This is a genomic window from Parvibaculum indicum (assembly GCF_011762095.1).
Lineage (GTDB): Bacteria > Pseudomonadota > Alphaproteobacteria > Parvibaculales > Parvibaculaceae > Parvibaculum > Parvibaculum indicum.
Genome location: NZ_JAASQO010000021.1, coordinates 24,864 through 46,358, shown reverse-complemented (window position 1 = coordinate 46,358; position 21,495 = coordinate 24,864). Strand labels below are relative to the sequence as shown.

Genomic DNA, 21,495 nt, shown 5'->3' with positions numbered 1-21,495 from the left:
CATCGCATCCGCAATCCAAGCCTTCACCCCCACCGAGTGTAAAAACTATTTCGCTGCCGCAGGATATGATCAGGAATAATTTGAATCCGCTCTAGCACAGGAACGCCCCTCCCGCGGGCTCCGCGCTCGTTAAACGGAGGTCCGCGAGAGGGGCGGCCATTTGCCCCCCGGCAATGTTTCGCGCCGGCGTTCTCGTCAGTCGGCGGCGAAGCCCGACGCGGCGAGGGCCTGCATCGGCTTCAGCGACACGCCGCCATCAAAGGGAGGTTTCTCGTCGATCAGGCCGAACTTCACCCACCAGCTCGCGGTAAGGTCGAAATGGTCCTCGATCTGGCCATGGGTCTGGCCGAGGCCGGCCAGGACCGGATCGCCCTCCTTGACGCCCATGAAGCGGGCGCTGTCCTCGAAGTCATAAACGACGATGCCGCCCTTGTGCGGCTTGCCGTCCGGACCGATCACGGCTTCCACGTCCTCGACGGAAAAACCGAGCGCCTTGGCGATGATCTCGTTCGACTCGTCGGGGTGCGCGCGCCAATAGGCCACGGCGGCGTAATAGGCCTTCATGGCGAGCGCGGCGGCGCCGTTCGGATCCTCGATGAAGCCCTCGCGCATATACATGGCGTCGGCGAGGAGACCGGTCTTCGACCAGTAGGGCGTGGCCGAGGTCGCCATCACCTTGGAGCCTTCCAGATTGTCGAGCACGTTCTTGCCATAGGGCTCCCAGAACTCGCCGCCCGCGACCTGGCCGCTCAGCATGGCCGCCATGGCGCTGTCCATGATGAGGTTGACGAATTTCACGTCCTCGATGGCGACGCCGTTCTCTTCCAGCCAGATGCCCATATAGATCTGGGTGAGGCCGCCTTCCATCACGGCGACGCTCTTGCCCTTGAGATCCTCGGCGGATTCGATCTCGGGACGGACGATGATCTTGTCCGTGCCGTAGGAGGGGTTGGTGTAGGCGACCATGCGCACCGGGTTGCCCTCGGCGGCGGCGAGCGGTGCGTATTCGGCGGTGCTCGAGGTCACGTCGAGTTTGCCCGCCGCCATCAGGGCGAAGCTCTGATAGGGATCCTCGATGATCTGGATGTCGAGATTAACCTCGGGAACGAGGTTCTTTTCCTTGGCGAGGAACCAGAAGGCATAGCCCGGCCAGGAAAAGAGAGAGACGCGCGCGGTCACCGGTTCGGCGGCGCGGGCGATGCCGGAGGCGGTGAAGACCGCCAGCAGGGTGACAATCATGGCCAGCCGAAAGGCCCGGCCCGGCATGTAACCCCTGATCGAGTAAGTCATCGTCATACTCCTTGCTCGGCGGGTATTCGTCCGCCGCTCAGTTGCGTTCCCGCTCGAAGCGCTCATAGGGGAACAGGATGTTTCCGGCGAAGCGGAACAGAAGATCGAAGACGACGCCCAGCACGCCGATAGTCAGGATTCCGGCCATCACATCGTCGACGCGCACGAAGCGCTGGGCGCGCATCATCATGGCGCCGATGCCGTCCGTGGCGGCGACGATTTCGGCGATGACGAGATAGGTCCAGCTCACCGCCAGCATCTGGCGCAACCCGTCCCAGACGCGGGGAAGGGAAGCGGGCGCGATAATCCGTATAAAGACGAGGGGTGTATTGGCGCCGAGCGTGCGGGCGGATTCCACGAGTTCGCGCGGCACGCTGCGCACATGGTCGGCGATGATGGTGATGAGGAACCAGATCACGCCGAGAAAGAGAAGCGCGATTTTCTGCTCGTCGCCCGGGCCGAACCACATCAGCAGAAGCGGGACGAAGGCGGGCGCGGGCAGATAGCGAAAGGCGGAGACGACCGGCGAAAAGAACGCGGAGACCGCGGCCAGCGTGCCGATGAGAAGGCCCAGCGGATAGGCGATCGCGGTGGCGATCAGGAAGCTCAGCACGATGCGGTAGATGCTGACCATTACATCGTCGGCAAAGCCGTTTTCCAGCAGGTCGATGAGCGCGCTGCCGACCTGAAGCGGTGCGGGCAGAAGCCGGGGCGAGGTGAGGCCCAGCGTGGAGGCAAGCTGCCAGCAGAGCAGAAAGGCGCCGGCGCCCAGAACGCCCAGTGCGATCTGGCGGCGGCGGGAAATCGTCCCGTAGACCTCGAACAGGCTCCTGCGCGGCCTCGGCGAAGACGGCTTGCGGCGCGGCGCGGATGTTTCGAGGACGGGTTCCGCTGTCATGCGCCCCTCGCCCGGGCTTCGCGCCCGAAGGAGGACAGGCCGAGGCTGCCTTTCGGCATGTCGATCTCGCCGCGGGCCAGGCGCTCCTTCAGATAGGTGAAGGTCTGCACGGTCTGTGCGTGGAGATGCTCGCCCGCGACGACGGCCGGATAGGCCGCCGGATGGTCGTTTGAAACGAAGGCGGGAAGCGGTTCCACCTTCGTCCAGTAGTCGCAGGAGAAAAAGAGCGGGAAGGAATAGCGTTCCTCCTGCACCTTGCGGACGCGATGCGAGGTGGCGGTGAAGACGCCGTTCGACCAGACTTCCAGCATGTCGCCGATATTGACGACGAAAGCGCCTTCGACCGGCGGCGCGTCGATCCATTCGCCTTCGGCATTCATCACCTCGAGCCCGGGCGCGGTCGGCAGGAGCAGGGTGAAGGCCTCGTAATCCGTATGCGCGCCGATACCCTGAACGTCGGGGGCGGGATCGTAGGGGTAATGGATGAGGCGGAGCTGCGACGGCGGCTTGGTGAAATATTCGTCGAGCGCCGTCGGTTCGAGCCCCAATGCCTCGGCAAAGCCGTGCAGCAGGCGATGGCCGAGCGCGAAGACGGCGTCGTAATAGGCGGAGACGGCATCGCGGAATTCGGGCATGTCGTCCGGCCACTGATTGGGGCCGAGAAGCGGATTGCCGCTTACATAATCCGGGTCGGCGGCGGGCAGGTCGATGGACAGGTCGAAGGCTTCCTTCTTGTCCTTGCTGCCGCCGTAGAAGACTTCCTCGCCTTCGGGCACATAGCCGCGATGGTTTCGCGACTTGCCGATATAGACCTTCATCTTTTCGTCTTGCGGCCGCGCGAAGAAGGCTTCGGCGGCGGCGCGAAGGCGGGCGATGGTTTCCGGCGGAATGCCGTGGCCGCTGACATAGAGAAAGCCGACCTGCGAGGCCGCCTTGCGGATGTCCTCGACGGTTTCGGCGTGGCGCGCAGGGTCGGGATCGCCCAGGCCGGAAATGTCGACAAGCGGAATATGGCGGAAGGCCGTCATGACATTGCCTCGCCGCGGAGGGGCATTCTTTCGAAGGTGACGACGCCGCGCTCGCCGAATTTGCAGCCCGCCAGGCCCGGCGCGTCGGCGATGCTGCGGGCGATGTCGGGCCAGACGAAAGCATCGCCCGGCTTGAGCGTGTCGGAGAGCGCTTCGGCGACAATCCAGTCCCCGGCGGTTTCCCGCAGAAGCGCAAAACAGGGGCGGCCGCCTTTCCGGGGCCGACAGGCGTAAAATCCGAAATCGGCGATGCGGATGAGATAGCCGTCGCGGCATTCGCCGTCGTCCTGGAAGCGCAGCGCGTAATCCCTGGGGGAAGGCGTCGCCGCGCGGTGCCAATGTTCGAGATAGGGGCGGCGCACGCCATCCTCGCGCAATATGCCGCCCTCCCATTTGAGGGTACCTTCATCGGGATCGGCGTCGGCGGGAATGCCCTCGGCGATTTCCGGGCTCCAGCGGAAGACCCCGTCGCGCTCGCTCAGAGCGCCGGCAAAGGCCGAGGCGCCGCTTGTCGCTTTCGAGGCGGGCAGCCTTATGTCGCCGCAAAGCGAGCCGAGCTGGAGCCAGTAGACGATGCTGGTGTCGTCGCGCGAGCCGTCCGCCTCGACGAGAAGCGTGCGTTTCCAGACGCCGGCCAGATCGTCGAGCTGGACCGGTGAGGGGGACTGCGCGTCGTTGCGCGGCGAGGGGTCGAGGGTCTGTGTCATGCCTTGAGTCATAGACCCGGGCAGTAATGCCTGAAAAAGACATTATTTGCATGATAAGCATTGATTGAAACAATGTATGGTCGTGGCAGCGATCCGAAACGGAAACGGGCCGGCCCGAAGGCCGACCCGCGAATTTATTCCGAAGAGGTTTGGGGGCTCGGCCCCGTTTACCCGGAGAGGGCCTCTTCCAGCTTGCTTGCCTTGTCGCTTTCCAGGCTACCCGACACGATCTGGTTGGGGGTTACCTTCTCGCCGTAATAGCCCTTCGTGTTCTCCTTGTTGAACACGATATTCGACGCGCTCACGCCGGCGCCGGCATAGGCACCCTTGGTGTCGGACCACATCACGATGTCGCCCTTGCCATAGGAGGCCTTGGCGTCGGCGGAGTAGTTTACGATGGTGAGGCCGGCATCGGCATCGAGCGAGAAATTGTTGTCGCTCGTGAATTCCTTCATGCCGTCATCCGACAGGATGACGAAGGCCACCGAGCCGCCCTTGACGCCCGCTTCGGCGCCGAAGCTGAGGCCGCCGAAATCGTAGAAACCGGGAGCGGTCCACTCGCCATCCTCATGCGAGAGGAGGACGCCGGAGCCGCCTTCGCCGCTCACCACGGCGCCGGCCTTGCCGTATTCGGGCACGATGTAGATGCCCTTCGCCTTGGCAAGCAATGCGTCCATGCCTTCGGTCTGGCGCATCTTTTCGACGACGCCGGTCGCATCGGCAACAAGGTCGTTGGCGTCCTTCACGTCATCGGCGTCGGCCGAAACCGTGTCGGTCGTTTTCATCGGGCCCTTGTCGGCCTTCATCTCGGCGGAAGCGCCGGCGGCGCCTTTTGCCTGCATGTCCGCCGCGGCGGCCGGATTGGGGGACACCAGAGCCGTTCCGCCAAGAAGCAGGCCCATGGTCAGCGGTGCTGCGAGAAGAGATGCTGTCTTGCGCATGATCTCTCTCCTTTCCGTTTGTTTCCTTCAAGTCCGGATGCGCGACATGTTCATCAGCGCTTCCGTGCCCCGCCCTAACCGGCGGGCGACAGGAAATAACTGGGAGAGGATTGTGCGGAGATTGTGATTTTTCCGGTCACACTATCGTCATTATACGGAGAAGTGCCGCTGTGCCATGCGGTTAGCGCCAAACATGAAAAAATATTTATCTCGCTCGGGCGCCCCGGGCGTGTCCTGCGCCGGGCATGAAACATATTTCACACCCGGCGGCGGTCACTGCGAGAACTGTTTCTTGATGCGCTTGGCAAGGCTCCAGCGATGCACTTCGCTGGGGCCGTCATAGATGCGGAAGGCGCGGATTTCCCGGAAGGCCTGCTCGACCACCGTGTCGCGGGTGACGCCCGTGCCGCCCATCACCTGGACGCAACGGTCGGCCACGCGCCAGAGCGCTTCGGAGACGGCGACCTTGGCCATGGAGCTTTCCTCCGTGCCCTGCGCGCCGGTATCGAGCACGCCCGCGCACCAGTCGATCATCAGTTCGGCCTGTTTGAGGTCGATCTTGTTGTCGGCGAGCTGATAGCCGACGCCTTCATGGTCGATGAGCGGTTTGCCGAAGGCGTGGCGCTTGCAGGCATAGTCCGCCGCGATGTCATGGGCGCGTTTCGCCGTGCCCCACCAGCGCATGCAATGCGTCAGGCGGGCGGGCGCGAGACGCACCTGCGCATATTTGAAGCCCTGATGCGCCTCGCCCAGAATCTGGTCTGAGGTGAGGCGTACATTGTCGAGGGCGACGACGGCATGACCGCCGGGCATGGAACTGTCCAGCGTGTCGAGAATGCGCTCGATGCGGATGCCGGGCGTGTCCATGTCGGCAAGAAACATGGTCGCGCCTTCATCCGTCTTCGCCATGACGATGGCCGCCGTCGCGCCTTCGCCGCCGGTGATGAAGGCCTTGCGCCCGTTCACCACCCAGTGATTGCCGTCCTGCCTTGCGACGGTCTGCATCATGGAGGGGTCGGACCCCGCGCCGCCATCGGGCTCGGTCATCAGGAAGGCGGAGCGGGTTTCGCCCATGGCGAGCGGACGCAGATAGCGTTCCTTCTGTTCGGTGGAGGCGACCTTCTCCAGCAGGTGCATATTGCCTTCGTCCGGCGCCATGCAATTGAGCGCGATGGGGCCGAGCGGCGAATAGCCCGCGGCGCGGAAGACGATGGCGATTTCGGAATGGGTGAGGCCGTGACCGCCCCATTCCTCGCCGACATGCGGTGCGATGAGGCCCGCCGCGCGGGCCTTTGCCTTCAGTTCATCCGCAAGCTCGTCGGTCGGGCCGTGCCCGCCATTGCGCGGATCCTTCTCGAAGGGGATTACTTCCTCGCGGATGAATTTTTCCACCGCCGCGGCCAGTTCGCGTGCCCGTTCCGTCATCTCTGGGTCCTCCGTTCTATCTCTTATGCGACCGGTTAGACCGAAGCGGACGGGGCGGCAAGCGCTAAGTCGGCGCGGGCCGGCGGCGGCCGACGCAAGCATTTGATGACGCTGCGTCCGCTTCATTCGCCATATTCCCGCCATATCAACCCGAACACTCGCAGTCATGAGTGCACGGACAAGATACGACCGGGCGATCGAGGCGGCGGCGAGGCCGCGAAAGAACCGGGCGCGGACGCCGGACAAGGACGGGCCGGCATCGCTTGAGGATATTATCGAACTCCTGATCGAACGGGCGCGAAACGAAGAGAGCATTACGGTCGGCGACCTGATGGACGCGGTGGCTTCGCGCAGTTTCGGCCCCGTTCTCGTCGTGCCTGCGCTGATTGCCGTCCTGCCGCTGATCGGCGCCATTCCGGGCATGACGATCCTGACCGGGATGCTGGTCGTCATGATTGCCGGACAGCGTGCGATCGGGCTTGAGCATTTCTGGCTGCCGGAGCGGCTCGAAGCCATCAGGCTCGATGCCGATACCGTGAAGAAGGGCGGCGAAAAAATGCGCGGAACCGCCCGGGTCATCGACAGGCTGTTCAGGACGCGGGTCGTCTTTCTGACGGGCAGGACCGGCACCTGGGTGACGGCGCTTGTCTGTGTGGGGCTCGGCCTCATCATGCTGCCTTCCGCGCTTCTGCCCTTCGCTGTGATCGCGCCGGCGAGCGCGGTGCTTTTCCTCGCGCTGGGCATGACGGCGACGGACGGGCTGATGGTGCTGATCGGGTTCGTCCTGTCGGCGGGCTCCGCCGTGGGCGCGGTCTGGTATATCGTGCCGCATCTCTGACTTCGCGTAAGTCTCCCTTAAGTTTGCGTTTCTATGCTTGGCGGTCCGAACGACAGATCCGGGAATGTCCATGTCCACAGCGCCCGCGCGGCAGGAAATCGAGGAAGGTGCGGTCTTCGCGCCCGCCCTTTTCGACCTGGAGCGGATGCGCAACTATCCGCGCATCGTCGTGGGGATCTTTCTGCTGTCCGCGATCCTGCTGGTGGTCACCTCGCATGACGGGCTCGATCTGAAGGACCGCCCGCTGGGCTACGACTTCATTACATTCTGGGGGGCGTCCGAGCTGACGCTCGACGGGCGGCCCGAGGCCGCCTTCGACATGGACGAGGGGCATGAAGCGCAGCGGAAGGCGGTCCCGGCCACACGGGCCGACTATCTCTGGCACTATCCGCCGACCTTCCAGCTCCTCGCCGCGCCGCTGGCCCTGCTGCCCTATGCGCTTTCCTTTTTCGTTTTCACCGCGCTGGGGTTCGGCGCCTATCTCTTGGCCTGCCGTCCCTTGCTCAACCAGCCAACCCCCTATTGGCTGCTGGCGGCGTTTCCCGCAACATTGCTGTGCCTTTATCAGGGGCAGAACTCGCTTTATTCGGCGGCGCTTTTCGCGGGCGCGGCGCTGGCAAGCGAAAGGGGCGGGCGGGGCGCGCTATGGGCGGGGCTCTTTATCGGGCTTCTCGCCTTCAAACCGCAATTCGGCCTGCTCATTCCGGTTGCCCTCATCGCCGCCGGACAGTGGCGTATCTTCTTTGCCGCGGCCGCGGCGACGCTCGGCTTTTGCGGTCTGGCCACCGCCGTCTTCGGTTTCGGGCTCTGGCAGGTCTTTTTCGACAATCTGGCACTGGTGCGGACGGTCTTCGAGAACGGGCTGCTGCCCTGGGCGAAGATGCCGAGCGCGTGGGTCTTCTTCCGCTTTCTGGGCGCGGGCGACGATGTCGCCTATGCGCTGCAGGTGCTGGTGGCGCTGGGCGCGGCGGCGACGGTCGTCATTATCTGGCGGCGCATCGGCATGACGCGGGCAAGCTGGGGGGTGCTCGTATCGGCGAGCCTGCTCGTGCCGCCCTATATCTTCGATTACGAGATGGCGCTCCTGGCGATACCGCTTGCCATTGTCGCGAGCGATATGGCGGTGTCCGGGGCCTCGCGAGGCGAAAAGATCTGGCTGCTGGCGCTCGTTTTGATGCCGCCCCTGACCAGCTATTTTTCGGACGTGACCCATCTGCAGATCGGCTTTCCGCTGCTGCTGGCCGCGCTCTGGCTGGCGGTGCGGCGAAGCCTGCGCGATACGGCCTGATCCCGGGTTTTGCATTTTTCCACGGCGGGCCTTATGAGGATGGCCGATCCATCGCCCTTACTTGCCGAGGCCAAGCCCCGATGATTTCCGATACCGATGCCTGCCCTTGCCGTTCCGGCAAGACGTTCGGCGAATGCTGCGGTCCCTTCCTTTCCGGCGCGGCGCTGCCGCCGACGGCCGAAGCGCTGATGCGCTCGCGCTACACGGCCTTTGCCACGCATAATGCCGATTATCTGGAAGAGACGCTGCTGCCCGGCACGCGGGAGGATTTCGACCGCGACGCCGCGCTGGAATGGGCGAAATCCAGCCTCTGGACGGGGCTCGAAGTACGCCATTCGGAGGCCGGCGGCGAGCGGGATGAGGACGGCGTCGTCGAATTCGTCGCGCATTTCCAGGCCGACAATCAGGACCGCGTCCATCACGAGACGGCGACCTTCAGGAAGCAGGACGGGCGCTGGTGGTATGTGGACGGGATCATGGGCGCGCGTCCGCGCAAGGTCGAGAAAATCGGCCGCAACGATCCCTGTTCCTGCGGTTCGGGCAAGAAATACAAGAAATGCTGCGGGCAGGCGGCCTAGGCAGGGCCACCCGACGTTACGGCCGAATAACTTTTCCCAATCCTCCTTTCATGCTCCAATTATAAAAAAATTGGCCGTTCACCCACGCGGTGAGCGGAACGGGAGGATATCTTGGTCGATGTAACGAAGGAGGCGGGCCCCGCAGCGCAGGCGGGCCGGCAAGGGGCGGAGTCTTTTCCGCCGAGCGGTCATGACGGACATTCGCTGTCGGCCACGGGCGACAGGGCGGCGGACAAGAAAGGCCAGGTGAGCTGGGCCGTGTTCGAATGGGCCCGCAATCCTTACGTCCTTCTCATCACCATCTATATCTTCTCCCCCTATTTCACCAATGTGGTGGTCGGCGACCCGGTAAAGGGGCAGGCCATATGGGGCAATATCAATTCCATTGCCGGTTTCGCGATCGCCTGTCTCGCGCCCGTTCTCGGCGCCATCGCGGATTCCGGCGGGCGGCGCAAACCATGGCTCGCGGTGTTCGTCGGGATCATGGCGCCGGCCACATTCGCGCTCTGGTGGGCGGTGCCGGGGCCGGAGGGCCTGTCCATCGTGACGATCGCCACGCTGATCGTGATCGTCTCGGTGGCTTTCGCCTTTTCGGAAGTCTTCCATAATTCGATGCTGCCCTCGGTCGCGCCGAACGACCGGATCGGGTTTCTTTCGGGGCTGGGGCTGGCGCTGGGCAATGCGGGCGGGCTGCTCATCCTCTGCTTCATGCTCTATGCCTTCATGCTGCCGGGCCGGGTGAGCTGGGGGTTCATCCCCGACCATGCGCTGTTCGGCATCGATGTGAGTACATATCAGAACAGCCGGATTGCCGGGCCGATTGCAGGTTTGTGGCTGTTCTTCTTCACGCTGCCCTTGATGTTCTTCACGCCCGACAGACCGCGCGAGGCGCGTCCCGGTCTGGCGGACAGTATCCGGCAGGGTGGGGCGCGGGTGGTGAAGACGGTGCGCCAGCTCAAGCATTACCGCAATGTGGCGACCTATCTCATCGCGCGCATGTTCTACAATGACGGGCAGACGGCCATTCTCATCTTCGGCGGCGTCTATGCGGCGGGCGTCTTTCACTGGGATGCGCTGACGCTGACGATCTACGGCATCGTGCTGTCGATCTTCGCGGTGGGCGGCGGTTTCTTCGGCGGCTGGCTCGACGACACGTTCGGGTCGAAGACGGCGATCCTCGTTTCCATCGGGGGTACGTCGCTGGGTCTTCTGCTCGCCGTTTCGATTACGCCGACGGAACTCTTCTTTTTCTTCCCCTGGGATGCGGACGCGCCGAAAGTCTGGGATCTGCCCTTCTTCGCGACCGTGCCGGAACTTCTCTATGTCGGGGTGGTGGTGCTGATCGCGATTTTCATTACCGCGGCTTATGCCAATAGCCGGACCATGCTGGCGCGACTTGCCCCGGCGACGAAAATGTCGGAGTTTTTCGGTCTCTATGCGCTATCGGGCACGGCGACGGCCTTTCTCGGGCCGGCGATTGTGGGGTTCACAACGTCCTTCTTCCAGAGCCAGCGGGTGGGTTTTGCTTCCGTGCTGGTGCTTCTGGGCGTCGGACTGGGGCTCGTTCTTTTCGTGAAGGAAGAACGGGCGGAGGCAGCAGAGTAGTGAGTGAGATCGTCGAGGGGGCCGTGCCCCAATGGCAGCCGCCGCATGACACCGGCGGCAAGGAACCGGCCTCCAACTGGGCGCAGGGCGCCTGGGTTCTCTATGAATGGGCGAACCAGACCTATTTCTCGCTCATCACGATCTTTCTCTTTCCGCCCTTCTTTACCAATGTGCTGGCGGCGACCCCGATCGAGGGTCAGGCCTATTGGGGCTATGTGCAGGCGATTGCCGGCGCCACCATCGCGCTGATGAGCCCGCTTCTGGGCGCGATGGCGGATGCGGCGGGGCCGCGCAAACCGTGGATCGTCGCTTCCATGCTGATGTGCGCGGCGGGCTGTTTCGGCCTCTGGTTCGCGATCCCGGGCGAGCCGCTTTTTCATGTCATGGTGTCGCTCATCGTCGCGGCGGTGGGGATGGAATTCGCCATCATCTTCGCCAATGCGATGCTCCCCACCATCGCGTCGGACCGGCGCATCGGTCTCCTGTCGGGCATCGGTATCGGCATGGGCCAGCTCGCGGCGATTGCCGCGCTCATCCTCGTACTGATCTTTTTCCAGCTTCCCGGCGAAGTGAGCGCATCCTTCATTCCCGCCGAACCGCTGTTCGGGCTGTCCAAGGCCGCGCATGAGACGGACCGCATCGTCGGCCCGATTTCGGGGGCATGGTTCATCGTCTTCATGCTGCCGCTTCTCTTTCTGGTGCCCGATCAGGCGACCAGGGGGTTGGGGCGTCGCGCGGCGGCGAAGGCCGGGCTGATACGGCTTTGGGAAACGCTCAAATCGGTGCGTCATTTCCGCAATGTCGGGCTTTATCTGCTGGCGCGCATGCTGTTTTACGACGGCATGACGGCGATCTTCGTCTTCGGCGGCATTCTGGCTGCGTCCATCTTTCAATGGGGCGCGATGCAGATGGCGATTTACGGCGTCTGGGTGACGCTCTTCGCGGCGCTGGGCGGCTTCGTCGGCGGCTGGGTCGATCTCAAGATCGGGTCGAAACGCACGCTGGTCTGGGCGATTGTCGGCGTGGTGGTGTTCTTCGCCATCATCCTGTCTTTCGACAGGGACCGGATCTTCTATTTCATCACCGTGCCGGTGCCCGAACACGCGGCCGCTTTCTCCACATTGCCGCAACAGCTCTTCCTGGTGATGATCGCGCTGTTCGGCCTGATGGTCGGGCCTGTCATCGCATCGAGCCGCACCATGATGGCGCGCATTTCGCCCAAGGAAATGATGACGGAGTTTTTCGGGCTCTTTGCGCTTTGCGGCAAGGCGACCGCCTGGATCGCGCCGCTCTTCATCGGCATCGTGACGGAGCTGACGCAGAACCAGCGCTTCGGCCTGATGGTGGCGATCCCGTTGATCCTCACCGGCCTCGTTCTGCTGCTCTTCGTGAAGGAAGAGCGAGCCAGCGCGGTGGTGCATTAGAGCGTTCGATCCCCGGTCCGAAGGCCGTGAGGTAGCCGGTTCCGTCATTGCGAGCGAAGCGAAGCAATCCAGAAGCGGCCCGGCAAGGGCTGGATTGCTTCGTCGCTTCGCTCCTCGCAATGACGAGGAGGCGTCAGCCCAGCGTGACCGCCGTGCCCGAGGCGATGCAGATGAGCATGGAACCGGACTGGCCGACGACCTCATAGTCGAGATCGACACCGACAATCGCATCGGCGCCGAGGCGTTCGGCATCTTCGGTCATGTCGCGGAGCGCTTCGTCGCGGGCGGACTTCAGCACCTTTTCGTAGGAGCCGGAACGGCCGCCGACGAAATCGCGGATGGAGGCGAAGACGTCGCGAAAGACATTGGCGCCGATCACGGCTTCGCCGGAGACGAGGCCCTTATAGTCGGCGACCTTGCGGCCTTCGATGGTGTTGGTGGTGGTGACGATCATGGAGGGCCTCCTGATTCTCCAAATGTCACCCCGGCACAAGGCCGGGATGACAGTCAGCGTGAGACGAGAAGCCGTCAACTCAATGACGGAAGTGCCGCATGCCGGTGACGACCATGGCGAGGCCTTTTTCGTCCGCCGCGGCGATGACTTCCTCGTCGCGCATGGAGCCGCCCGGCTGAATGACCGCGGTGGCGCCCGCTTCGGCGGCGGAGAGCAGGCCGTCGGCAAAGGGGAAGAAGGCGTCCGACGCGACGACCGATCCGATGGTGGCAGGCTTGCTTTCGCCGGCCGCCTCTGCCGCGTCCTCCGCCTTGCGGGCCGCGATGCGGGCTGAGTCCACGCGGCTCATCTGGCCTGCGCCGATACCGACGGTCGCGCCGTTCTTCACATAGATGATCGCGTTCGACTTCACATGCTTGCAGACCTTGAAGGCGAAGCGCATGTCGGCGAGCTCTTGGTCCGAGGGCGCGCGCTTGGTCACGACCTTGAGGTCGAGATCGTCGACGCAGCCATTGTCGCGGGACTGAACCAGCATACCGCCCGACACGGATTTGTAGAAGAGGCCCGGCGAGCGCGGGTCCGGCAGGCCGTCGGTAATCAGCAGGCGGAGGTTTTTCTTCGCGGCGATAATGCGGCGCGCGTCCTCGTCCGCGTCGGGTGCGATGATGACTTCGGTGAAGATCTTCGCGATCTCCTCGGCCGTCTCGCCGGTGAGCGGCATGTTGGAAGCGACGATGCCGCCAAAGGCGGAGACCGGGTCGCAGGCAAAGGCCTTCTTGTAGGCGTCGGTAAGCGAAGCGCCCGTCGCGACGCCGCAGGGATTGGCGTGCTTGATGATGGCGATGGCGGGCGCGACGGCGGGGTCGAATTCGCCGACCAGCTCGAAGGCGGCGTCGGTGTCGTTGATATTGTTGTAGGAAAGCTCCTTGCCCTGAAGCTGGGTCGCGGTGGCAACGCCGGGGCGCCGGTCGCCCGAGACGTAGAAGGCCGCATGCTGATGCGGGTTCTCGCCATAGCGCAGCGTCTGCTTCAGCTCGCCGCCGAAGGCGCGCCATTCCGGCGCGTCGTTTTCGAGTTCCTGAGCGAACCAGTTGGAGATCGCCGCGTCATAGGCCGCGGTGCGCGCATAGGCCTTGTGGGCGAGACGCTTGCGGGTGGCGAGCGTGGTGCCGCCCTTTTCCTTCAGCTCGTCGATGAGTGCGCCGTAATCCGACGCTTCCACGATGACGGAGACATAGGCATGGTTTTTCGCCGCGGCGCGGATCATGGCCGGGCCGCCGATGTCGATATTCTCCACGCATTCCCCATAGCCCGCGCCCTTCGCGACGGTTGCCTCGAAGGGATAGAGATTGACGCAGAGAAGGTCGATGCCGGCGATGCCGTGTTTTTCCATGGCTTCCGTATGCTCGGCGTCGTCGCGCACGGCGAGAAGCCCGCCATGCACCATGGGGTGCAGGGTCTTGACCCGTCCATCCATCATTTCCGGGAAATCCGTCACCTCGGAGACGTCGCGCACGGGCAGCGCCGCCTCCTTGATCGCCCGGGCCGTGCCGCCGGTGGAAATCAGTTCCACGCCCGCCTCGTGCAGGGCGGTGGCGAATTCGATGAGCCCCGTCTTGTCGGAAACGGACAGGAGGGCGCGGCGCACGCGCTGGATATCGGCGGCGTCGGGAGCGGGCTTGGTGGAGACCATGGCTGTGCCTCGGGCATATGTGGCGGGATGCGGGGGCGATAGCACGAAACCCGGGTGGTTCCAAGCCCGGCTCGATTGCCGGAATCATACGCCCGAGGTAATCGAACCGCCTGCGGCCCCGCTCTAGCATCGGCCCCGACAACCCCGAACATGGAGCCGAACCGATGGCTACACGCCCCGATATATCGCAGCTTCCCTTCGCAAACCGTCTCGGTATGGAACTGAAGGAGGCCGGTCCCGACAAGGTCGTGGCCGCGATCGCGGTAAAGAAGGAACATTGCACCGTGCCCGACATCATGCATGGCGGCGCCATCATGTCGCTGGCCGATACGGCAGGGGCGGTGGCGACCGTGCTGAACCTGCCCGAGGGCGCGACCACCACCACGGTGGAGAGCAAGACGAATTTCCTTGCGCCCATAGTTTTGGGAGATGTCGCGACGGCCTGTTGCGAGCCGTTTCACAAGGGCGGCAAGCTGATGGTCTGGCAGACGAAGATCACGCGGGGCGACGGGCGGCTTTGCGCCGTGGTCACGCAGAGCCAGATGGTTCTCCAGCCGAAATCGAGCTGAGGCTCAGCCCTTTTCCGGCTTTTCGTCCGGCATGGCGAGTTCGGGGAGTTCCGGCATGGCGGCGGTCTCGTTTTCCTTGCCCGCATTGCGGGTGGAAAGCCGCCGCCAGGCCCAGTTCACCTTGGCCTCGCCCCGGAAGACCTCCCCGGAGACCACGATCTGCTCGGCCCGGCGGGTCGTGTCGCCCGAGCCCAGATAGACGCTCTCCTCGATATCGATCAGGCAGTCGCCTTCCGCGACACGGGCGCGGAACTGCCAGCCGTCGCCATTGGGCAGCAGCACCAGCACGTTGGAGCGGTCATGGGCGAGCGATACGCGCGCATCGGGATGGATGTGGAAGCGAACCGCATAGGACGGGTCCTCGGGCGGCTTGCGCCAGAAGCGCGGCTGCCACGGCCATTTGCGGATGGGGTGGGTCAGGGGTTCGAGCAGATCCTCGCCGCGCAGGTCTTCGCCCGAGCCGGACAGGTAAAGCCGGCGGCGATGGATCAGGCCGAAGTCGGCGGCATAGCCGTCATGCGCGGCCTCCAGCCAGATACCGGCCTCGTTTTCGTTGCGGCGGTTTTCGATATGTGCCGGGCCTTCCATGATGCGCGCGCCCAGAAGACGGCGCGAGAGGCGGCCACGCAGCATGCGCGCCGACGAGGTGTCGGCCAGCACCAGGGTGGAATGGGCCGCGGTTGCGCGGCTTGCCGCCTCCCAGTCGGGACCGAGAACGCGGGTGGCGCCGCAATTCACGATCATGCGGGCGCGGCCCGCGCTCATTTCGAGGGAGAGGCAACCGGCATGGGCATCATGGCTGAAGGGGCCGGGCGGGGGGCGGCCCGTATCGACCACGATATTGGCGGGCCCCGCCGCCAGCCGCTGATAGCCGGAATGGGGCGCGAAGCCGAAGGGGCGGCCTTTGGCGTCGTCGCGATCCAGCGCGGCGTCGATGGCGCCTTCCGGGCCTTCATTGGCGCCGTTGAAAAGGGCGAGCCTGCCGTCGCCGTGCCGGAAGAAGCGCAGCATGGGCGTCATGCGGTCGATCGCGTCGCGGATGGGCTTGGGGACGTTCATATGCCGGTCGCGCAGGCTGTCGCGCAGCATGAGCAGGTCGAGCAGGATGGAGAGCTGGGCCGACGGGTTGCGGCTGACATGGCCGCCATCCGGCAGGATCTGGCGGTCGAGTTCGTGGCAGAGCAGTTTCAGGCCCTTGTCCAGCCGGCGATGACCTTCCGATAGGCAGAGACCGGAAAAGGCAAGCCCCATGGCCGCGGTGATGCGCGGTGCGCCGTCGGGGGCGCGATGGGCGGTGCGGGCGAGGTGGCGGGCCTGACGCGCCATGTTGCGCAGCAAGGTCGAGCGGTAGACGAGTTCCGAGCCGTCGATGATGAGGGGCCCGTTGGAGACCAGCGAGATGATGCGCCGTCCGATGACATGGGGCCGCCAGGCGACCGGGTGCCAGCGCCCTTCGACCTCGATCCATTCAGACATCAGCTTGCGGGCATATTCCCGGGCGGCCGATCCGTTGTTCTGGGCGTTGGCGGCCGAGAAGTGCCGGAGCCAGGCGAACCCGTGAAGCTCTTCCGCCCAGGTCAGGCTGGGCGGATCGGCGGCGAAGGGCGAGGAGCCGCCCGGGGCGCGGACCTGTCCGCCGGGCAGGAACCAGCGGCCCTGGAACATGGCGTCGGCGCGCGAGGCGCGGCCCGGGCGCAGTTCCCTAGGGTAATGGAGCATGTGATCGGGCATGGGGCCGCGCAGCGTCTGCCCGTAGACCCATGTGCCGTAGAAGCGGTCCATGGCGGCGGTGCGGATACGGCCCGCCGCTGCGAACGCAAGGTCGATCAGCCGGTTTCCCGAGACCGGGCCGCCGTTCGCCGATGCCTTTTTCGCGCTTTCACCGGCCATCGTGTGTGACCGCCTCCCTGAAACGTCCCGAACGACGTCCCTGCCGACGTCCCGTCAAAGGGCGCCTACTTCTCGTCGCGCAGGGCCGCGATATTGCTCGCATAGGCGGACGGGCCGCCCTTGAAGGTTGCGGTGCCGGCCACAAGGACATTGGCGCCGGCCGTGATCGCGCGGGGCGCCGTCTCGAAATTGATACCGCCATCGACTTCCAGTTCGATGTCGAGGCCTTCGGCGTCGATGCGCTTGCGGATGGTTTCGATGCGGGCAAGCTGGCTTTCGATGAAGCTCTGCCCGCCGAAGCCCGGATTGACCGACATGACGAGGACGAGGTCGAGATCGCCCAGCAGCGGCCAGAGCATTTCAAGCGGCGTGCCCGGGTTGAGCGACAGGCCCGCCTTGCAGCCCGCTGCCTTGATGGACTGGATGGTGCGATGGGGGTGGTGGCCCGCTTCCGGGTGGAAGGTGACGATGTCCGCGCCCGCTTCCGCGAAGTCGGCGATGTAGGGATCGACCGGAGAGATCATCAGATGGACGTCGAAGGGTTTCGTCGAATGCGGCTTCAACGCTTTCACGACCGAGGGGCCGATGGTGATGTTGGGCACGAAATGGCCGTCCATCACATCGACATGCACATAGTCGCACCCCGCCTCGCATATGGCGCTCACTTCCTCGCCCAGTCGGGCGAAATCGGAGGCGAGGATGGAGGGGGCGATCTTGATGGCGCTCATGTGAAACTCGGTGGCGGAAATGCGGGAGACTTGCGGCAAAAAGCCTGATCTCCGTTCAGTAGCACCCGCCTTGAATCGGCGCAAGAAAGCCCGTCCGCTCCGGTCAAGGCCCGGTTTGCGCCAGCGCGGCTTCCATCTCCCGTTCCACGCGGTCGAGCGGGATGAGCGTATGGTCCATGCCGCCGAATTCCTGTGCCCAGACGGTCCTAAGGCCAGGCGCCAGCGGGGCGTATTTGGCTGGTGTGTGGCGGCCATAGAGCAGGACGAGGGGTTTGCTGGAAATGGCCAGCAAATGGCCGAGCCCGGAATCGTTCGCGATGGAGCCTGCCAGACGCCGGCCGAGAGCGGCGACCAGGAGCGGACCGGGCTTTTTGCCCGGTGGCAGGGATTGCTCCGGGAAAAGCGCTTCCGGAAAGGCCATCCTCAGCGGCTCCAGCAGGTCCGCTTCGCCGGGACCGACCATGAAGACCGGCCGGAGGCCGCGGTCCTCGAAATGTCTGGCCAGCGCGATGAAGCGCTCCAGCGGCCAGCGCTTGGCCGGATCGCCCGAGCCGGGGGCGATGCCGATATAAGGGGAGGGGGCTCTGCCGGTTGCCGAGTCCGGCAGCAGCGCGCCGGCCAGATCGTCGAGTTCGGCGGGGATTTCGACGGGCGTGTCGTCGCGCCGGAAATCCTCACCCGCCGCCAGTTCGACCAGCCGCAGCAGATGCTCGACGAAGTGCCGCGGTTTGGTGCGACGGTCGTCGGGCGGCTGGATGCTGGAAAGCCGATAGTCCATGGCCGCTGAAATGAAGCATTTCGGTTTGAGTCCGCGCCTGACCACCAGCGATTTCCAGAAAAGCGTCTGGGTGTCGATTGCGATATCGAAGGGCGTTCCCGGGATGCGGGGCGGCAGGATGAGCTGGCGCTTGTTTTTCGCCAGGCCCGTCATGGTGTGGACCCGGTCGATGAAGGGGGCGACCAGAGGGGCGAGAACGCCCGAATAGGTGCACCGATAGGCCGAGACCCAATGGATTTCCGCGTCGGGAAAGCTTGCCCGCAGGCTTCGGACGAAGGGGAGTTTGAAAAGTCCGTCGCCGAGCTGGTCGTGCCCGGAAAAGACCGCGATACGCTTGCGCGCCGCACCGGATGAAGCGGTCCCCCGACCTCTATTTGCCATATGTCCCCCATCGACTTGAGACGATAGATAGCAAATTGGGCCGATCTCTCCAAACGCGCAGCGCGGCCCCTTGTGCCTTGGCTGCGCCGATATGCCGGGCGAGCACGGTGAGCGAGGGGCTGTCGAAGAAGGTGAGGCGATGGGGCAGAAAATCGGCTTGCGGGATCGGAAGCGTTTTCCATCCTGAAAGATTAGATGGAAAATGCCCCCATGTATTTCGGAAAATTTACATAGAACAATACTTGTTCTGTAAGTATTGAAAGAATTATACCTATAGTATTATTATTTATTTTCTTTTCAGTTAGACCGGATCAACCGGGCCGCATAGAAGCCGTCCATGCCGCCCCGGTCGTCCAGATGGCAGGGCAGGCTGCGCATATCGCCTTCCGCCGTGACGAGGGCGCTCAGCTCGCCGACTTCCGAGGCGCGGATGGGCAGGCGTGAAAAGCCGGGTCGTCCGGCCAAAAATGTGTCGATCTGGCGCGGGCCTTCCTCGGGTTCCAGCGAGCAGGTGCAGTAGACGAGGATGCCGCCCGGTGCGAGCAGGCCGGATGCATGGGCCAGAATGCGGGCCTGCAGGGCGGCGAGCTTGTCGCGGTCGCCCGGCGTTTTGAGGCGCAGCACATCGGGGTGGCGGCGCGCGGTGCCGGTTGCCGAGCAGGGGGCATCGAGCAGGATGCGGGCCCATTGCCTTTTGGGCTGCCAGAGCGCGGCGTCGGCGGCGACCAGTTCGGCCGCGAGATTGACGCGGGCGAGGTTCTCGCTCACGCGCTCAAGGCGCGCCCTGGAGCGATCGAGCGCCGTGACCCGCGCGCCCATGGCGGCAAGCTCCACTGTCTTGCCGCCCGGCGCGGCGCAGAGGTCGAGCACTTCGGCGCCGGCGATCTGGCCGAGCAGGCGCGCCGGGATGGCCGCCGCGGCGTCCTGCACCCACCAGGCGCCCTGATCGAAGCCGGGCAGGGTCTCCACCCGCGTCGTTTCTCTGAGGCGCAAGCTGCCCGTCGGCAGGATTTCCGCGCCCAGCTCGTCCGCCCAGTACTGGCGTTCATGATCGTGTTTCACCGAGATGTCGAGAGGCGGGTCGGCGTAGTGGGCTTCGACGATGGCCTGCGCGGTGACGTCGCCATATGCGTGCGACCAGCTTTCGAAGAGCCAGTCCGGCGTGTCGAGCCTTGCCATGTCGAGCCCGACGAGCAGCGTCTCGCGTTCGCGGTCCGCGCGGCGGAGAATGGCGTTCACCAGTGCCTTGAAATGCCGGGCGACGCGGCTGGCATTTGCGCTTTCGACGGCCATGCCGACGGCGGCATGGGGCGCGACGCCCATGAAGAGGAGTTCGGCAAGGCCGATGCGCAGAATGTTGCGGACATGGCCGGCGCGGGCGGGCAGGGGCTTTTCCAGAAGAGCGTCCAGTACGCAATCGATGGTGCCGAGGCGACGCAGCGTGGTGGCGGCGAGCGCGCGGGCGAAAGCGCGGTCGCGCGGTTCGCAGCCGGCCAGCCTGCCGCTCGCCGCTTCCGCGGCGAAGGCTTCGTCGAGCGGACGTCGCTTTTGCAGGACGGCGCGCAGCAAGGCGGCGGCTCCGGCGCGGGGCGCGAGGCCCTGCGGCGCTTTCTGTCGGTTCGGTGTGGACATGGCAGGGTTAGATCACAAGGGGGAGGCGAAAGAAAGCATGGAAGAGGCCCTTCCGCCTACGGATGGCTCACGCTGCGTTTCGGCGGCATCGCGGCCTCTTATCCCCATGGGCGGCCGTTTGCCCGGTTGATCTCCTGCGCCAGTTTCTTCAGCGCGGTAACCCGGTTCGCGGTTGCCGGATGCGTGGAGAAGAGGCTGTCGCGGCCTTCGCCCGAAAGCGGGTTGATGATGAACATATGCGCCGTGGCGGGGTTGGCTTCCGCATAGTCGTTGCGTGACCGGTGGGCATAGTTCTCGATCTTTTCCAGCGCCGAAGCGAGCCACATGGGGTGGCCGGAAATTTCGGCACCCGCCTGGTCGGCGGAATATTCGCGGGTCCGGCTGATTGCCATCTGCACGAGGCCCGCGGCCATGGGGGCGAGGATCGCCAGCGCCAGCGTGCCGATAATGCCGCCGGCATTGCGGTTGCCGCCGAAAAAGAGCGCGAAATTGGCGAGCATGGAAACCGCGCCTGCGATGGTCGCGGTGATGGTCATGGTCAGCGTATCGCGATTGCGGATATGGCCGATCTCATGGGCCATGACACCGGCGAGCTCTTCCGGCGTCAGCATTTCGATGAGGCCGCGCGTTGCCGCTACCGCTGCGTGGTCCGGATTGCGGCCCGTGGCGAAGGCGTTGGGCTGGGGCGTGTCGACGATATAGGTGGCGGGCATGGGGATGCCGGCATTCTCGGCCAGGCGGCGCACGAGGCGCACATATTCCGGCGCGGTACGCTCGTCCACGGGCTGCGCGTTATACATGCGCAGCACCATCTTGTCGGAGTTCCAATAGGCGAAGAGGTTCATACCCGCGGCAAGCATGAATGCGAAGGCCATGCCCGCGCCGCCGCCGATCAGATAGCCGAGCCCCATGAAAAGGGCCGTCATGGCGGCGAGCAGAATGCCGGTCCTGAACGTGTTCATCTGTTCGTCTATCGCTCCTTTGTTCGATCCGAGTTGTCCGATCCGGGGATCCCGTCGGCGCGGGGTGGCGCGGGGCGGAACCTCGCTCTATATGTGGACAATCGTCATGGGCTTCAAGCAGATCCGGAGCGGATATGAGCGTCGAAAATCCCCGTAACAACGACGAAGAGCCGGAAAACGCGCCGAAAAAGGAGTTGTCCCCGGCGGCGCAGCGCGCGCTGGCCGAAGCCGATGCGCGCCGGAAGGAGGCCGACCGCCTCGCCGCCGAGAATCCCACGCCGAAAGAGGTCGACGGGCGCGGCGGGAAAGACCCGGCGCGTTATGGCGACTGGGAAGTGAAGGGGATCATTTCCGATTTCTAGATGGCGCAAGGACGGTCATAAGGA

Annotated in this window: 20 protein-coding genes; 7 read left to right on the top strand and 13 right to left on the bottom strand. The window is 64.6% G+C overall.

Annotation, left to right across the window (positions count from 1 at the left end; all coding sequences use genetic code 11):
* Positions 1–195: 195 nt before the first annotated feature.
* The 6 genes from FHS78_RS18250 to FHS78_RS18225 all read right to left on the bottom strand — a co-directional run bounded on the left by FHS78_RS18250 (position 196) and on the right by FHS78_RS18225 (position 6,289).
* Positions 196–1,290 carry an ABC transporter substrate-binding protein gene (locus tag FHS78_RS18250; protein ID WP_205305380.1) on the bottom strand — a complete coding sequence of 365 codons (1,095 nt, stop codon included), beginning with the start codon at positions 1,288–1,290 and terminating at the stop codon, positions 196–198.
* Positions 1,291–1,327: 37 nt separating this feature from the next.
* The gene (locus tag FHS78_RS18245; protein WP_167095824.1) at positions 1,328–2,188 is read right to left on the bottom strand and encodes an ABC transporter permease; all 861 of its coding nucleotides are present in this window, start codon (positions 2,186–2,188) and stop codon (positions 1,328–1,330) included.
* The gene (locus FHS78_RS18240; protein ID WP_167095822.1) at positions 2,185–3,216 is read right to left on the bottom strand and encodes an isopenicillin N synthase family dioxygenase; all 1,032 of its coding nucleotides are present in this window, start codon (positions 3,214–3,216) and stop codon (positions 2,185–2,187) included. Before FHS78_RS18240 ends, FHS78_RS18245 begins: the two co-directional genes overlap by 4 nt.
* The gene (locus tag FHS78_RS18235; protein WP_167095820.1) at positions 3,213–3,923 is read right to left on the bottom strand and encodes a hypothetical protein; all 711 of its coding nucleotides are present in this window, start codon (positions 3,921–3,923) and stop codon (positions 3,213–3,215) included. Before FHS78_RS18235 ends, FHS78_RS18240 begins: the two co-directional genes overlap by 4 nt.
* 167 nt (positions 3,924–4,090) lie before the next feature.
* Positions 4,091–4,864, bottom strand: a complete 774-nt coding sequence (locus FHS78_RS18230; RefSeq protein WP_167095818.1) for a lipid-binding SYLF domain-containing protein — start codon at positions 4,862–4,864, stop codon at positions 4,091–4,093.
* A gap of 273 nt (positions 4,865–5,137) precedes the next feature.
* The gene (locus tag FHS78_RS18225) at positions 5,138–6,289 is read right to left on the bottom strand and encodes an acyl-CoA dehydrogenase family protein (protein WP_167095816.1); all 1,152 of its coding nucleotides are present in this window, start codon (positions 6,287–6,289) and stop codon (positions 5,138–5,140) included.
* Positions 6,290–6,455: 166 nt separating this feature from the next.
* Here FHS78_RS18225 and FHS78_RS18220 point away from each other — a divergent pair, with 166 nt between their 5' ends.
* The 5 genes from FHS78_RS18220 (at position 6,456) to FHS78_RS18200 (ending at position 12,022) form a co-directional block, all read left to right on the top strand.
* Entirely contained in the window at positions 6,456–7,127 is a 672-nt protein-coding gene (locus tag FHS78_RS18220) for an exopolysaccharide biosynthesis protein (protein WP_167095814.1), read from the top strand.
* 70 nt (positions 7,128–7,197) lie between these two features.
* Positions 7,198–8,415 (top strand): glycosyltransferase family 87 protein, encoded by a 1,218-nt coding sequence (locus FHS78_RS18215; protein ID WP_167095812.1) that lies wholly within the window; start codon positions 7,198–7,200, stop codon positions 8,413–8,415.
* A gap of 80 nt (positions 8,416–8,495) precedes the next feature.
* Positions 8,496–8,993 (top strand): YchJ family protein, encoded by a 498-nt coding sequence (locus tag FHS78_RS18210; protein ID WP_167095810.1) that lies wholly within the window; start codon positions 8,496–8,498, stop codon positions 8,991–8,993.
* Between the two features lie 111 nt (positions 8,994–9,104).
* Positions 9,105–10,598, top strand: coding sequence for an MFS transporter (locus tag FHS78_RS18205; RefSeq protein ID WP_167095808.1), 1,494 nt, complete (start codon positions 9,105–9,107; stop codon positions 10,596–10,598).
* On the top strand, positions 10,598–12,022 hold the full coding sequence (locus FHS78_RS18200) for an MFS transporter (RefSeq protein ID WP_167095806.1): 1,425 nt from the start codon (positions 10,598–10,600) through the stop codon (positions 12,020–12,022). Before FHS78_RS18205 ends, FHS78_RS18200 begins: the two co-directional genes overlap by 1 nt.
* Before the next feature lie 133 nt (positions 12,023–12,155).
* Here FHS78_RS18200 and FHS78_RS18195 read toward each other — a convergent pair whose 3' ends face one another.
* Together FHS78_RS18195 and purH are read right to left on the bottom strand one after the other, a co-directional pair.
* A complete protein-coding gene (locus FHS78_RS18195) occupies positions 12,156–12,476 on the bottom strand; it encodes a heavy metal-binding domain-containing protein (RefSeq protein WP_167095804.1) in 321 nt (106 codons plus the stop codon).
* A gap of 79 nt (positions 12,477–12,555) precedes the next feature.
* On the bottom strand, positions 12,556–14,169 hold the full coding sequence (purH, locus tag FHS78_RS18190; protein ID WP_167095802.1) for a bifunctional phosphoribosylaminoimidazolecarboxamide formyltransferase/IMP cyclohydrolase: 1,614 nt from the start codon (positions 14,167–14,169) through the stop codon (positions 12,556–12,558).
* 164 nt (positions 14,170–14,333) lie between these two features.
* Between purH and FHS78_RS18185 the strand changes: the two genes are divergently transcribed.
* A complete protein-coding gene (locus FHS78_RS18185; RefSeq protein ID WP_167095800.1) occupies positions 14,334–14,738 on the top strand; it encodes a PaaI family thioesterase in 405 nt (134 codons plus the stop codon).
* A gap of 3 nt (positions 14,739–14,741) precedes the next feature.
* On the opposite strand, the gene FHS78_RS18180 is transcribed toward FHS78_RS18185, so the two are convergent.
* The 5 genes from FHS78_RS18180 to htpX form a co-directional block, all read right to left on the bottom strand.
* Positions 14,742–16,628, bottom strand: coding sequence for a heparinase II/III family protein (locus FHS78_RS18180; RefSeq protein ID WP_167095798.1), 1,887 nt, complete (start codon positions 16,626–16,628; stop codon positions 14,742–14,744).
* A 65-nt stretch (positions 16,629–16,693) separates the two neighbouring features.
* Positions 16,694–17,356: a ribulose-phosphate 3-epimerase gene (gene rpe / locus FHS78_RS18175; RefSeq protein WP_167095796.1), complete on the bottom strand. Its 663-nt coding sequence runs from the start codon at positions 17,354–17,356 to the stop codon at positions 16,694–16,696.
* Between the two features lie 103 nt (positions 17,357–17,459).
* Positions 17,460–18,515: a glycosyltransferase family 9 protein gene (locus FHS78_RS18170; protein WP_167095795.1), complete on the bottom strand. Its 1,056-nt coding sequence runs from the start codon at positions 18,513–18,515 to the stop codon at positions 17,460–17,462.
* A 297-nt stretch (positions 18,516–18,812) separates the two neighbouring features.
* Positions 18,813–20,147 carry an RsmB/NOP family class I SAM-dependent RNA methyltransferase gene (locus FHS78_RS18165; RefSeq protein WP_167095794.1) on the bottom strand — a complete coding sequence of 445 codons (1,335 nt, stop codon included), beginning with the start codon at positions 20,145–20,147 and terminating at the stop codon, positions 18,813–18,815.
* A gap of 98 nt (positions 20,148–20,245) precedes the next feature.
* Positions 20,246–21,109: a zinc metalloprotease HtpX gene (htpX, locus tag FHS78_RS18160; RefSeq protein ID WP_167095793.1), complete on the bottom strand. Its 864-nt coding sequence runs from the start codon at positions 21,107–21,109 to the stop codon at positions 20,246–20,248.
* 134 nt (positions 21,110–21,243) lie between these two features.
* Here htpX and FHS78_RS18155 point away from each other — a divergent pair, with 134 nt between their 5' ends.
* Positions 21,244–21,471: a DUF1674 domain-containing protein gene (locus FHS78_RS18155; RefSeq protein WP_167095792.1), complete on the top strand. Its 228-nt coding sequence runs from the start codon at positions 21,244–21,246 to the stop codon at positions 21,469–21,471.
* Positions 21,472–21,495 lie beyond the last annotated feature (24 nt).